At 43.1% G+C, this 12,734-nt stretch carries 14 protein-coding genes; 3 read left to right on the forward strand and 11 right to left on the reverse strand.

Features of this window, described 5'->3' with window-relative positions:
- Nucleotides 1-32: 32 nt before the first annotated feature.
- The 5 genes from ACO5JD_RS02610 to ACO5JD_RS02630 all read right to left on the reverse strand — a co-directional run bounded on the left by ACO5JD_RS02610 (nt 33) and on the right by ACO5JD_RS02630 (nt 5,207).
- On the reverse strand, nt 33-488 hold the full coding sequence (locus tag ACO5JD_RS02610; RefSeq protein WP_484987332.1) for an IS66 family transposase: 456 nt from the start codon (nt 486-488) through the stop codon (nt 33-35).
- Nucleotides 382-945, reverse strand: a complete 564-nt coding sequence (locus ACO5JD_RS02615) for an IS66 family transposase (protein ID WP_484987334.1) — start codon at nt 943-945, stop codon at nt 382-384. Before ACO5JD_RS02615 ends, ACO5JD_RS02610 begins: the two co-directional genes overlap by 107 nt.
- Nucleotides 852-1,250 carry an IS66 family transposase gene (locus tag ACO5JD_RS02620; RefSeq protein ID WP_484987336.1) on the reverse strand — a complete coding sequence of 133 codons (399 nt, stop codon included), beginning with the start codon at nt 1,248-1,250 and terminating at the stop codon, nt 852-854. The genes ACO5JD_RS02615 and ACO5JD_RS02620 overlap by 94 nt, the downstream gene beginning before the upstream one ends.
- Before the next feature lie 2 nt (nt 1,251-1,252).
- A complete protein-coding gene (locus ACO5JD_RS02625) occupies nt 1,253-1,663 on the reverse strand; it encodes a VanZ family protein (RefSeq protein ID WP_484987338.1) in 411 nt (136 codons plus the stop codon).
- An 88-nt stretch (nt 1,664-1,751) separates the two neighbouring features.
- On the reverse strand, nt 1,752-5,207 hold the full coding sequence (locus ACO5JD_RS02630) for a hypothetical protein (RefSeq protein WP_484987340.1): 3,456 nt from the start codon (nt 5,205-5,207) through the stop codon (nt 1,752-1,754).
- Between the two features lie 684 nt (nt 5,208-5,891).
- On the opposite strand from ACO5JD_RS02630, the gene ACO5JD_RS02635 reads away from it, so the two are divergent.
- The 3 genes from ACO5JD_RS02635 to ACO5JD_RS02645 all read left to right on the forward strand — a co-directional run bounded on the left by ACO5JD_RS02635 (nt 5,892) and on the right by ACO5JD_RS02645 (nt 7,694).
- Nucleotides 5,892-6,311: a helix-turn-helix domain-containing protein gene (locus ACO5JD_RS02635; RefSeq protein ID WP_484987342.1), complete on the forward strand. Its 420-nt coding sequence runs from the start codon at nt 5,892-5,894 to the stop codon at nt 6,309-6,311.
- Nucleotides 6,312-6,362: 51 nt separating this feature from the next.
- Nucleotides 6,363-6,578: an NAD(P)H-dependent oxidoreductase gene (locus ACO5JD_RS02640; RefSeq protein ID WP_286127404.1), complete on the forward strand. Its 216-nt coding sequence runs from the start codon at nt 6,363-6,365 to the stop codon at nt 6,576-6,578.
- Between the two features lie 342 nt (nt 6,579-6,920).
- Nucleotides 6,921-7,694 (forward strand): nucleoside/nucleotide kinase family protein, encoded by a 774-nt coding sequence (locus ACO5JD_RS02645; protein ID WP_484987344.1) that lies wholly within the window; start codon nt 6,921-6,923, stop codon nt 7,692-7,694.
- A 213-nt stretch (nt 7,695-7,907) separates the two neighbouring features.
- Here the strand turns inward: ACO5JD_RS02645 and ACO5JD_RS02650 are convergent, their stop codons facing one another.
- The 6 genes from ACO5JD_RS02650 to ACO5JD_RS02675 all read right to left on the reverse strand — a co-directional run bounded on the left by ACO5JD_RS02650 (nt 7,908) and on the right by ACO5JD_RS02675 (nt 12,384).
- On the reverse strand, nt 7,908-8,885 hold the full coding sequence (locus ACO5JD_RS02650; RefSeq protein ID WP_484987346.1) for an MBL fold metallo-hydrolase: 978 nt from the start codon (nt 8,883-8,885) through the stop codon (nt 7,908-7,910).
- Nucleotides 8,878-9,753 (reverse strand): Nif3-like dinuclear metal center hexameric protein, encoded by an 876-nt coding sequence (locus ACO5JD_RS02655; RefSeq protein WP_484987348.1) that lies wholly within the window; start codon nt 9,751-9,753, stop codon nt 8,878-8,880. The genes ACO5JD_RS02650 and ACO5JD_RS02655 overlap by 8 nt, the downstream gene beginning before the upstream one ends.
- Nucleotides 9,750-10,151, reverse strand: coding sequence for a PTS sugar transporter subunit IIA (locus ACO5JD_RS02660; RefSeq protein ID WP_484987350.1), 402 nt, complete (start codon nt 10,149-10,151; stop codon nt 9,750-9,752). Before ACO5JD_RS02660 ends, ACO5JD_RS02655 begins: the two co-directional genes overlap by 4 nt.
- 69 nt (nt 10,152-10,220) lie before the next feature.
- Nucleotides 10,221-11,099, reverse strand: a complete 879-nt coding sequence (locus ACO5JD_RS02665) for a PTS system mannose/fructose/sorbose family transporter subunit IID (RefSeq protein WP_021626758.1) — start codon at nt 11,097-11,099, stop codon at nt 10,221-10,223.
- Nucleotides 11,092-11,880: a PTS mannose/fructose/sorbose/N-acetylgalactosamine transporter subunit IIC gene (locus ACO5JD_RS02670; RefSeq protein ID WP_484987352.1), complete on the reverse strand. Its 789-nt coding sequence runs from the start codon at nt 11,878-11,880 to the stop codon at nt 11,092-11,094. Before ACO5JD_RS02670 ends, ACO5JD_RS02665 begins: the two co-directional genes overlap by 8 nt.
- A 15-nt stretch (nt 11,881-11,895) precedes the next feature.
- A complete protein-coding gene (locus tag ACO5JD_RS02675; RefSeq protein ID WP_021626760.1) occupies nt 11,896-12,384 on the reverse strand; it encodes a PTS sugar transporter subunit IIB in 489 nt (162 codons plus the stop codon).
- Nucleotides 12,385-12,734: the final 350 nt, after the last annotated feature.

Raw genomic sequence — 12,734 nt, forward strand, 5'->3', positions numbered from 1 at the left:
CTAGCATGAAGGTGGAAAACTCTTGGGGTTGTCTATTTCTTGTTCTGCCTCTTGAGCCTGCAGTCCTCAGGTATCGATGCTGACCAAGGCAGAAAGCCATCCAGCACCTCATCAGTAAGCTCGCCTGCATTAGGAAGTTCAGTGAGCAGCCACTCTAGGTAAAGTCTTGGGTTGAGGCCGTTTGCCTTGGCGGTGGTGACTATCGAGTAGATCGCCGCCGACGCGCGGGCGTCGTCTTGGGTGTCGCAAAACATCCAATTGGATCTGCCTACAACAAAGGGTCTGATTGCACGCTCAACAATATTGTTGGAGAGCTCGAGTCTGCCGTCGTTGAGAACATGTAGTACGTAGGGCCAGTATGTCACAGCATAGGTGAGAGTCTCATCGAGCTTGGATTTGGGCAGGGCGCGAGGCAGCTGCTCTTTGGCCCATAAGCCAAAGCCTTCCATGAGGGGTCTTAAGACTTGGTCGCGTTCGGCTTTGCACATCACCTGAGGTTATGCCGTCAAAGGCCTCATCGGCCTTGAAGATTGCGTCTATCAGCTGGCGTCCCTTGAGGGCTATCGAGCATGCCTTTCTCGCTAGCGCGTCGGAGCCAGCTGACTTTACTACCTCATCAAACTTGCGGCGTAGGTGCACGAGGCATGCAGTGTTGGTCACTTGAGGTCCCAGCCTGAAGTAAGGCTGGTAGCCGTCTGTGGTGAGGTATCCGCTCCATCTGCCAAGGAAGTTGCGGACGACCTGTCCCGAACGAGTTGGGCGGTATTCGAATATGTAGTTGGGTGCCACACGCGCTGGTGCGCAGAACAGCCACATTCTTGACTGACTTTGAGGTGCCTTTCCTGGTTCTTTTAGCACCTGTACAACTGTCTCATCGGCGTGGATGTAGTCGTATGAAAGGAGGTGTGTGTCTTCATCCTCGCATGTATCTTTGTAAGCCAGCACCTCCAGATGTTAAGCACCCAGTTGGACATGTCCTGCCGCGAAATTTCAAGGCCAGCTGTAGCCATGTCCTGCTCTATACGATAAAGCGGCATAGCGTTTACAAACTTACCATGTAGCACATAGACAATAAGCGATGGATGTACGAAAGAACCTGGTATGGGTGGTGTGGGCATGGGGGCGCGCATGATGCTTACAGGTAAGGTGCCGTCCTTTGCATTTGTCTGAGAGCAGCTTTTGCAGCTGTAGACGTGCCTATGGTGTTCTATGACCTCAAAGTGGACGGGAACGAGTCTTATCTTATCCATAGTTATAATACACTACGCTTTGCAATAAGCACAGCTAACGCAATACCAACTACGCCGCCTAAGGTATTTGTAATTAAATCAGTTATATCGCTTGCCCCGATTGATAGCACATACTGCGTAATTTCAAAGGACAAACTTAAGGATACGACAAGAAGTGCTTCTCTTAATACATGTCCATGAAAAGCTTTATGAAGAAGAAAACCAAAGGGAACGAATACCAAAATATTCAAGAGCGCCTCAAAAAGAGGAAAATCGCCTTCGAAAACATTTTCATAATGGAACGGAATAAGGTTTACTTCCCTGACCATATGGATATCTTCCAAGGAAAAGTTCGTCTTGAAGATGACTATCCAAACAAGCAGTAGCAGGTAGACAAAAAATGCTGCTTTTGCCAACCAAGCATTTCTGTTCATCTGACACTCTCCTTAATGAGCGAAAATATGCCATATTGCGTAGGCAATTGGACGATCAAACATTCTAAGTAAACACCAATGAAAAAAATTATTTCAACTGTTCATCTAGATGGATACATCCAATCTGCCCGAGCATATCCATGCAGTGTATTGCATCCATAGATAGATGTCCGCCATTAGCCATCTTAGCTTTACTGATTAGTTGAATTCCTATGTCTTCATATTCTGGCGAAAATGGATGAGCATCATTTTTTGCAATTTCGCATAGAACATTGACAGCAAGTTCTGGATCATAAGTCGATAGTTCTATGAGTTTTTCACCTATTACATAAATTGAAATTTCATGAGGGTTAGCTTTAAGCTCTCTCAAAACTCGTGAACCCCACCAATTAACAGGATAGAAGCCAGAGATGATAAGGCTTTCAATCCCTTTAAGTGCAGATCCACTGCTATGATTCACAAGAAATTTTGAATGATAATCCCATAACAATCCAACCCTATTAATTACATCCTTAGAAAGGCTCCCATCACTGCTAACCATGCCACATAATTTACCTAGAACATATCCCATATGATTCGCATCCGCGATCTTTCTCCAAGTATCTAATACCAGATTCTCATCATCAAGAAAGCCAGAAACATATCCAACATAAAGCCAATGTCCTATCAAAGATAGGCAATCTTCATGCAGTCCCCGGAAACCTAGAACATAATACTCTGGCCCATTTTCTAAAGAAGAAATCATTGCCGGCGATAAAATTTTAAAAAGTTGAAAGGTGGGATAATAGATCGCAAGTACAGTCGTCAGAACGATTTGTTGATATTTATTTGCTCCGGATTTCCCGAACAGATCAACGTAATTTTTTTGAATCCAGCTCGGCTCGACATTCATAATATAAGGGATCGATTTTCCAATAGCTGCGGCATCCGCAACACTTTCTGACCTGCTAGGAAGATAACGCTCTATGACGGATAAAGCGCTTGCTTTCCGATTGCCATCTTGAAACGTCCCAAGCCATTTTGCTATGCCCACGAGCGCAATAGGTCGAATAGTATTCAACGCAAGCGTAACGGGATCCATATTATCCCCGCCATATTTCTCTTCATACTGCGCGTTTGGCTCATCAGAATCTGCAAACTTGAGCAAAGCATTTAGCAGTAGATTTGCTTGGTTATTTGTTAGCTGTTCTCCATAGCCTTCGATGAGTCTGTTTGCAAATTGCGCAGCTTCTCTTCTAAGGTTAAGGTAGTTACAATCATCCCCAAGAAAATCCCCTTTATTCTCCCATGATACTGCTTCCGACTTCTGAGATGCATTTACTATCATTTCGAGTGAATCATCAATTGGAATAGCTTTACCTTTAGAGGCAGCAATACTCATACCGTTCATAATTTCACGTTGATATGCTATATGAAGCATACCAAGCTTTTTTCCATACCCTGAAAAGAGATCAGGACAGCGCTCTAGTGCTTGTGACAACTGTTCAGCTTGGCCCTGATACGTCACTAACTCCCGCTTATCAGTTTCAGATGGATGCCACTCCACTAGATGATTGATTAATCTTTCCGTCCCCATTTCGAGCATTAAAGACGAATCTATCGGACTATTTGGAACAGTGATTGTCTCAGTAGAAAAAATATGTCTCACCGAATAATTATTCTCTGAAAATTCTTTTGACAGTTCATCTAAAGTCTCTTTCCCCCTAACACCAAGTGAATCTCGTCCAATAAGACATAGGGCACGATGTTGCCAGTGCCGCACACGTATTTTGAGATCAGCCTCAGCAAGTTCTGGACAATTCGTTTGATATTGTGCCAATTTCTGCAAACTGCCCTGAAGAACACACTCATCAATTTCCCCCGGGTTGACTACATTAAGATTTTGTGCGAGCAGAAAAAGTGGATAGAACTCTGAGTCGAACTCACTCTCAGTAATAAGATCAGACAGCAGTAACTCACGAACGTGTTTTACAACGCTGGTGTCCACACTATGACTTTCAACACGTTTTTGTAATATCGCATGCTCTACAAACATTGCACAGCGAACTATTAATGGATTACTACTCTTTTTTCGAACCCAGCATATTGCCTCGTCTGGATCATCATCAAAACATACACGTAAAGAGTGCACCATTTGATAAATCACTTCATCTGGTACCGATTGAGAATGATTCTTACAAGAATCTTCAACAGACGTAATTCGATATGAACTTTTTTCTCCATTAGCAGTTTGATAGAGAATACCTTCTGAAAACGAGCAGAACAGCTCCCTTCTGAGCCTAGGTGTCATTAACTCGATGACATTAGTGAGCTGTTCCATGCACTTTGAATACTTATATTCAGGAATGAGAGAATGTATTCTATAGAAGTTTGTTCCATCAGCTCTAGGGCTAAAACATGCAACAAAAAGTCTCTTCCCCACAGATCTTGCTTTTTTCATATCTGAAGTCATTAAACGACAAATAAGATTCTCTACTTCGGAAGCTATCCAGAAATACCCATCCGCACAAAATCCTGATTCAGCCCAATCGACAACATAATCTGCAAACTTTACAACACAATCTATTGGCAATTTAACAGAGATTTTTATCGCCTCACAGCGAATCACAGGGCTTCTTGAGTGACTGGCTTCTATGATCGCATCTGTTACTCCATTGGAGTCCAGATCCACAATTCTTTTTAAGTAGATTGCTTCAGGCCAGTCAGGATAATAATTCATATCATTTAGAGTAATATTTTTAGGGGTAAATACTTTGTTTCGTAGCAATGCTTGAAGCCACATAGGATTAGACAATTCTGAAAAAAAGATAAAACGCAATCCTGAATTCCCCACTAGTGATAGGGCGGTTTTCAGATTCTCATCTGAAGGGATGAGATATTGCCCATCATCCGCTTGTGTATTTGTGGTCTCAAGAATACCTTTTAACATCTTTTTTGAGTCAAAAAAGTATCCAAGTCTACTCGACAAAGAATTTTCAAAACACAAAAACTCAGTAGAAACCTTATCCTGACTGGGAAGTTTAGTTATCGTTTTACTTAAATGAACATAGCCCATGAAAAAATTATGAGCTTCCTTCCAAGGAATATATACTGGATTGTCTTCAATCCTGCCAATAGTTGCCAGAAAAATTTTGTTATTACTATTAGCATTTCCCGCTTTTACCGCTTTTCTATACTGTTCAACTGTTTTCGCTACATTTGCAGGGATAACTGCCACAACTGAGCCCTTTTTGACAAAGAATGTTGATTCATCACACTCTGTAAGAAGAACATTGTTCAACTCTTGACGTTTTTCGAGTTCTGAACCTAATTTTGAGCAAAAAGAATCTCCTTTATCAAGATAATCTGGAAGCCGATTCATCAGTTCGCGTACACAATGGCTAATTCTCATTAAATCAAATTCTGCCGAATTTGATTCAGGAGAATAGGACCCCACTAAATCAACCGCATACTCATACATCTGAGCTAAAGTCGGTGTAGAAAGAGATTTAAGACCTAGTGTTATTCTGTTGCGAAGAGCGATTCGGGCATCACTTGTCTTCATGGCTGCTATTACCTCTCTATTAGTAAAGGATATTTCTCAAGTTGATTGGTTTACATTGCTCACCAACTGAAACTACAAATTCAAAGTTATCAGTAGATGCTAACTATATTTTTCTACGACAGAAGTAACGGTAGCCATCTATCCATTCTTACCAATCTAGACCGTTGTAAGCTCTACATTAAATTGGCTTATTCTCTTTCATTGTTTTAGTCAGCATAAAGAAAAATTGCTATACAACAACGACACTAATGGCAGAGGATGCACAGAAGCAACTAGTCAAATAACTATCACATCCGTGCTAAAACACTATCGATTGGATAATTCGAATCTACCCACACTGTTGGTGCTATAACTCAAGAGCAGCCATGCTCTGTTTTTTTATGCAAAAAGGGTAAGTTGTCAAACCATGAGATGCTGCGTCAGGGTTAAGCCATTGAATCTATTTTGCCTTTCTTTGAGGTATTGGCACTCCCCTAGAATAAGATCTCTGAAATTGCGCGGTCTACTTACGGTGTATTTGATACTGGTCTTGCTCTGTATAGCCTGACACCTGCAAGGCTTTTAACTCATCTACTGGCACTCTACTGCAGTTAAACTACAGGTGTACCAATCTAAACCAACGGTCGGTTGAGTGGACAAATAATAATTCATACGATGCAATTACCGACTGAAAGGAGCAATACCATGGAAAAGCAAACAATGGGAACGATGATTGCATCAAAGCGTAAAGCTGCAGGAATGACCCAACTTGAATTGGCAGACAAGATGGGTGTCACTGACAAAGCCGTATCCAAATGGGAACGCGATCTGTCCTTCCCAGATGTAAATTCGATCCCCAAACTCGCAGAAGTACTCGGCGTCACAGTCGAAGAACTCATGCAGTGCAAAGAGCAAAACTTGAATTCAAAATCTCCGAGCAAGGTTAAGGAGACTATTGGCTTGATACTCTCTGCCGTTCCCCTCGCGATGGGCGTCGCTGTCGTTGTCCTTACGCTGCTTGGTCAGCTGGATGTAAAAAGCGGCTTTACTATGTTGGGCATCGGCATGGCTTGCATCGGTATCAAGATGTTCCAGCCAGATGGAGCTGCACCTCGAGAGGCATAGCTACAGGAAAGCCTAATAAGTAGAGAAGACAAAGCACAAGGAACACTCATCATCTCGCTTACCACTGGTGCACCTGAGACGATGTATTCCCATGAGAGCAACATAGGACACACAATTGAGGAACTTTGCTACCCCATCATGGCAACGTGCAAGCTTACTGGGATGGAATATGCTGGCACGGTATACACAGGTGGTGTGTCCTACCAAACCCGTACTGACGAGATGGCACTTGCAAACATGAAGGAACATGTGACACAGCATGCCTAGCGTCTGCTGGATCTTATCGAGATGCTTTTGCCAGCCTTACGGCTATTGACTTGCATAACTTATACAACAAGAAATCCGTCGCATCTAAATTTGATTGCGACAAAAAATATCGAACACTAGGAAACCGCAGTGGATATCATCAATTAATTAGTCTGAAGGACGTCCCTATCTAGTCTTAATTAAAAATAAATTCACATGTTTTCAAGAAAAGTCATAAAAGCTCAGTTTTTTCAACTTATGTGTGTCGTAATAAACACAGCTGTGTCGAATTCCAATAACCACACGCGACGATTCTAATACATCCCCTTTACTATTAAGTGATCTGCAATAGGAGGGAATGTAATGAATTTTACTGTTAACAATGAGGGGTTCCCTATTGAGGCAGTTTTTGACAATCAAGATGTATGGAATATCTTGGTGCCACTTTTGCGACATTGGGCATCGCTAGCAGCAAACAGCACTACAAGAAAGATTGTCTTTCTCGCAGCACCTCCTGGAGCAGGTAAAACAACACTTGCGCTTGCACTTGCGCAAATTGCACACAACCCACAACTAATCGGACTTCCTCATGACACATTTAAAAATTTATGTATTGAAGTGCAGGGGATCGATGGTTTTCATCTACCTAATACTTACCTCACTACTCACACGTTCATTGAAAACGGTCAAGAGCGAACACTTTTCTCGCGTAAAGGAGCTCCTTTTACCTACGATATTGAAAAACTCGTTCGTCTACTTATGCAAGCTCGCAGTCTGAAAACAACAGACCCTTGGCCACGTTACTCACGAATAAAGCATGATGTTATTGAAGGTGATAGAGGAATTATTGGCAATCTACTATTACTGGAAGGAAACTACCTACTGCTTCCTAGTGGACCATGGAGCAAACTAACACAGCTCTGCGACGAGAGCATCATGCTCTCAGCAAACGAAGAAATGCTTCGGAATCGCCTCATAAACAGAAAGATTCGAGGTGGCCTCTCACAAACCGAAGCTGAATTATGGTACGAACAAAGCGATGGCCCCAACGTACGGACTGTACTTGCGGCGCACCAGGCAGCCACTCTCGAACTGCGCCTTACCTGTAATGGGCGGCTTGAAGTATCAAGCTCTTAAAACAAACGATAGGCAAATTAGACGTTAACATTCTAAAGGCAGGGACTGTTCTCACACCTCGCAGATCAACCTCAAATACTCAAGCTCGGCAACTATTCCATTACACTTGGAAAAATCAATTACACAATTCTTGTGTCAATGCATGAAAAAGAGCCATAGACATCAAGCCCATGACTCCTCGTGATACCTAATTTAAATGTACACACACTGAACCTACTCGCTCACAACAGCATCCATCGTATACTTCATGTCACTACCAAATTGATACACATTATGTGTATAAACAAGAGTGCCAAAGAAATTCTTCTTACTGTCATACCAATCTGGATGTGCAATGATTACCTCACAGGTATCCAGCAAATATTGCAATGTTGCAGCATGTAAATCCCAAGTGCCGTGCCCAGGAAACACTCCCGATATTTTATCAAACCGAGACTGCAGACTCATAAGCGCATTACGAAACGCATTGACAGTACAATACTCACCATGATCTGGATCTGCAGTTGGACCAAATGCGCTAGTTACATCACCAATAAAAATACAACCAGTTTGATGGTCAAAAAACCCACTCTGCCCAGCCGTGTGACCTGGCAAATGCACAGCCTCAACTATATAGCCTTTTCCCAAGTCGAATGTATCAGCATTTTTAAACGTGCAAATCTCGTATTCATGGAATGGAGGCAGGTCTGCCACATCGAACCAAGTGTATTTAGGTTTATCTGCATCATCAAGCGCCCAGTCAGTAAAAAAGGTAGGTGTCATATTTTTCTTAAGTATCTGAGCGTCATTCTCGTGAATGAATACCTGATCAAAATAGTAGTTTCCACCAATATGATCAATGTGATGATGTGTATTTACACATACTATTTCTTTGTCTCTAGCTAAATATTCCGCTAATGCACGCACGTTTCCAATGCCATCATTTGTATCAATAAGCATCGCACGCTCAGGGCCCACAATTAAATAATTCCACATCTCACCAAATCCATTGCCATCTGAATAGATAGCCCAACAATTATCACGAAATTGGTATGCTTCAGAATATGGATTTATCTCAGGATAAAATTCTCTAAGCGAGCTGAACTCACGCAACACCTTAAGAAAGGACCAGCGTGATGGTTTTTCGTCCTCGGGAAAAAGGACATGGCTTTTTAGTTCACTTTTAATGGGACGAGGTGTCATATCAAGCATGGATATCCGCCCTTGTAACATATTCATAAGTATCTGTCATACTCACAAATGTCACTGGTATATCGCTAGTCCCAAGCGCCGTGGGTAACCAAGTAACCATATATTCCATGCCAGGTTCCTCAAGGTTAAAATGACCCACAGTAATGGCACACTTACCCTGTCCAAGCATTCCCGCATCACGAATATACTCACAGGTCGTAAAATCAACAAATTCCATTGTTATCAGTGCATCAATGCTGTGTGCATCTACATAGTTAATTTCGTTTGTATCATTAGGTGTGCCAAAAATGTGCATTGGTATATGAACGCGCCTTATGCACGCATCAGCATCACCTGTGATGCGTGTACCATTAAGTCCAAGCTTCTGTATTAGCAACGTAGCAAGCTCACGCCCACTCATCTCTGGAATCTCAAACTCCATAGGCATTGATGTATCACCTATGCGATACTCGAGCCATCCAAGTTTGGCGGCAAAGCCATAAAAAATTCCATCAACCAAGCTATCGTTACTATCAATAGGAACTTTCGAGTGGATATAGTCGTGACAGCGCCACACTACACCACCCCATTTATCAAGTAGATTTTTCTTGCTAAGGTAAGTCGTATTTCCAGCAATAATATCTTGATGATCACCATGATTCCAAAACAATGCCTCATGCGAAATGATGAGATTAGCACCAAGATTTTGCGCATTCCGAATAACATCAGCAGTAGGCCAAATGCACGTTACGATACCAGTACATTCCTGATTTGTGCCACCATATAAGACCTTATCACGGGTGGTGGCATCATTAATTTTTTCACCAGTCTCATAATTGAGTCCACCACAGAATGCTTTAACGTGATCAATAACGTCTGAAATAATCACTCGTCATCTTCCCCTTCCTCAACAATCAGAGTGTTTATCAGCTGTATTGACTGCAAACAAGTACTAATCTCCTGTTGAATCAACTCATTACTTAGGGGTTCATCGGTAAGACACAGCTCAAGCGCTAGCGCAACATTAACCCCGGCAACTAGAAAAACATGTTCTCCTACATAAGGAACAAATGCCTGGTTAACACTTCCCTGCATAATGTCCGTAAGGATTAAAACTTCATCTGCGGGGTTGAAACTAGCAAAAAGATTTTCAACTGTATCGGTAAGTGGCATGTCGTCCATATAAGCACAAATGACATGCGGAATATTTTTGTTGCCCAAGAACTCAAGCGTATCGGCAAGCCCCTGAGCAAAACCGTGATGCGAAGCCAACACGATTTGTCTCATGTTTTTCCTTCCGTAAACAAACATATGCGGCCAGCAGCACTTCAGCCAGCCGCATATAAAAAGGGGCAACTAAGCTAAGATGCCAAACGCAGAGCAAATACAACTCACAACAATAATACCGAGAATAATCCAGTTGAGCTTAACACCCTTTTTGATAAGGCGATAAACAACAAACGCAGTGATAACGCCTAGGAGATTGGGGAAAATCGCGTCTAATACACCTTCCTGCACGCCTAGCGAAATTTCACCGAAATGAAATGCAAGTGGCGTTGAAATTTTTACTGCGGAGAAAATTAGCGAGCCTACAACCGTGAGACCAAGAATGGACGCCGCATCGGTAAGTATGGAGATCCTATCAGCAAGACCAGTAATGAGCTGAGCGCCCGCGGCATAGCCCTGCGCATAATTCTGCCAACGCCAAGCAAGAATTGCCATCCAAAGAGCCATCCACAATAAGATGCCAACAGGGTTGCCCTCCATAGCCATATAACCCGCAATGGAACCCAAGATTGTCATTGGAAGAATCCAGATAAATACGTCACCTATGCCAGAGAGCGGACCCATTAATCCGACTTTTAAGTCGTTCTCGGCTTCCATACCAGCTAAGTGTCCCTTGTCCTCTATAGCTAGCCCAGCGCCAAGCAAAAGACCTGACACAGGAGGAGTAGCGTTAAAGACACAGTCAAGTTGGTTGAGCATGGCAGTATGAAATGCCTCTTTGTCGCCACCATAAATTTTGCGAAGCGCATAATATGCAGCAAACGCAGCACAAGGTGCATTCTGTGTGGCATATGCGTAAGATACAGTATCCATAAGCCACATGCGGCGACTGCAAATCTTTAGATCGTCTTTAGTCAAAACAGGCTCATATGATCCGTCGGGAAGCGGCTGTGGGACTGGAGCTTCATCGAAATCTTTAAAATCTGCGGGCTTGAAGAAATTACTCATCTTCGAGCTCACCCCCATTCTGAACGACATCAGCAGCAATAAAGCTCTTATCGGACTTAAGGCGGAAATACTCAATAGCTACGACAGCACCGAGCAGAGCAATGGGAAGTACACCGAGATTTAGATATGCGGCCAAAACATAGCCAGCGATTAGGAATGCATAGAACTTATTGACGGGCATAAAGGTAAGGAGCATCGCGAAGCCGGTAACAGGCAAAATACCCGCGGCGATAGTAAGGCCACCTGTAAACCAAGCTGGCATAATTGCAAGCACAGAATCAATAGCGGCTTGACCAAAGGCAAGCACAATTGCCATAGGCAGAGCACCTTGCAAGAATAGATAAATGTGAGAAAGGAAGAAAGAGCGGAGCATCTTGTTGTATTCACCCGCAACCGCATGTTTACGGATGACGGAGAACACCCAAGAATTGTAAATCTTAAAAATAACATCAAGCTGAACATATAGCATCGCTACAGCAACGCCTACAGCAAGACCTACTGATACGTCACTACTTCCCGTAATACAGGCGAGCACAGTTGCCACCATACCAGCCATGCCGTAATCAGGAGCAGAAGATCCACCAAGACCTGCTGCGCCCATTGACATCAGCTGGATAGTACCTCCTACAATGAGTCCAGTATTAGGATCTCCGAGGACAATACCCACCAGCCAGCACATAAGAGCATGTTGGAATGGGAACAGCTGTGTGGAGTACTGGTCCATAGCACGGAAGCCAGCTAAGAACACAATCAGGATAAATTGAAAAGCATTTACTTCCATGATTACCGTCCTTCCTTATATCGAAATATATTCAGAGATAGGTACTGACTTGTCGGTTGTCATATAACGAACTTCAACTTTGACGCCTGCCTCGACAATTTTTTTGTAAATTGGGACTTCCTCCTCACGGATAAATGCCCTTCTACCTGCCTTATAGCCAGGCGTCCCTTCGGGAGGAAGTTCAGTTAAACCAAGCGTGAGAACAGGAATCTTTTGACCTTGTTCGACTAAATCCAGAAAGGTCTGAGGGTCACGCGCAATTACAAAAACCGTATGATCGTCATACTTTCCATTTTTGAAATTGTTGTACGCCACCTCGTGTGTAATGATTGAGAGAGCTTGACCAGAAGGCTTGGACATCTTCATAGCAGTCTTACGCACTGGATCGTTAGCAGTTGCGTCATCGATAATCATGGTCCGCTGCGTAGCATAAGTGGGACACCAAAAACCTTGGACAATGCCATGCAAAAGGCGATAATCGATTCTTCCAGCCACAATGCTCATGTCTCGACTCCTTTCTGTCGACCTATCTATACAGCTTGGACGGACCTCATTCGCTGGCGCCGTACACGTAAGGTGCCGTTCAAATTTAAGACCAGGGTACAGATCTGTTACCTGCGGAAGCTTCACAAAAAGTGACTGCGCCACAAGCAACGTTCTGTCGACACTTGGAAATGAACTTATGAAAGAATTACTTGCTAAAATCGACACAGGAGTTCGACACTATGAAAACGCTAACAGATTTGTCGCTTTTTCTATTTTATGTATATCTACTCATCTTCGAGAGTAACTTTCAACTCACCATAGTTCCGCAGTTTGCCTAGTCTAGATTTTCAAGAAGCCCCAGTGCAAGG

Source organism: Olegusella sp. (assembly GCF_057238325.1).

Excerpts from the sequence above, each read along its gene's own strand:
- ACO5JD_RS02645 (WP_484987344.1), top strand. The coding sequence starts at position 6,921 with ATGAATTTTACTGTTAACAATGAGGGGTTCCCTATTGAGGCAGTTTTT.
- ACO5JD_RS02665 (WP_021626758.1), bottom strand. The coding sequence starts at position 11,099 with ATGAGTAATTTCTTCAAGCCCGCAGATTTTAAAGATTTCGATGAAGCT.
- ACO5JD_RS02635 (WP_484987342.1), top strand. The coding sequence starts at position 5,892 with ATGGAAAAGCAAACAATGGGAACGATGATTGCATCAAAGCGTAAAGCT.
- ACO5JD_RS02670 (WP_484987352.1), bottom strand. The coding sequence starts at position 11,880 with ATGGAAGTAAATGCTTTTCAATTTATCCTGATTGTGTTCTTAGCTGGC.
- ACO5JD_RS02675 (WP_021626760.1), bottom strand. The coding sequence starts at position 12,384 with ATGAGCATTGTGGCTGGAAGAATCGATTATCGCCTTTTGCATGGCATT.
- ACO5JD_RS02620 (WP_484987336.1), bottom strand. The coding sequence starts at position 1,250 with ATGGATAAGATAAGACTCGTTCCCGTCCACTTTGAGGTCATAGAACAC.
- ACO5JD_RS02630 (WP_484987340.1), bottom strand. The coding sequence starts at position 5,207 with ATGAAGACAAGTGATGCCCGAATCGCTCTTCGCAACAGAATAACACTA.
- ACO5JD_RS02610 (WP_484987332.1), bottom strand. The coding sequence starts at position 488 with ATGTGCAAAGCCGAACGCGACCAAGTCTTAAGACCCCTCATGGAAGGC.
- ACO5JD_RS02625 (WP_484987338.1), bottom strand. The coding sequence starts at position 1,663 with ATGAACAGAAATGCTTGGTTGGCAAAAGCAGCATTTTTTGTCTACCTG.
- ACO5JD_RS02660 (WP_484987350.1), bottom strand. The coding sequence starts at position 10,151 with ATGAGACAAATCGTGTTGGCTTCGCATCACGGTTTTGCTCAGGGGCTT.
- ACO5JD_RS02650 (WP_484987346.1), bottom strand. The coding sequence starts at position 8,885 with ATGCTTGATATGACACCTCGTCCCATTAAAAGTGAACTAAAAAGCCAT.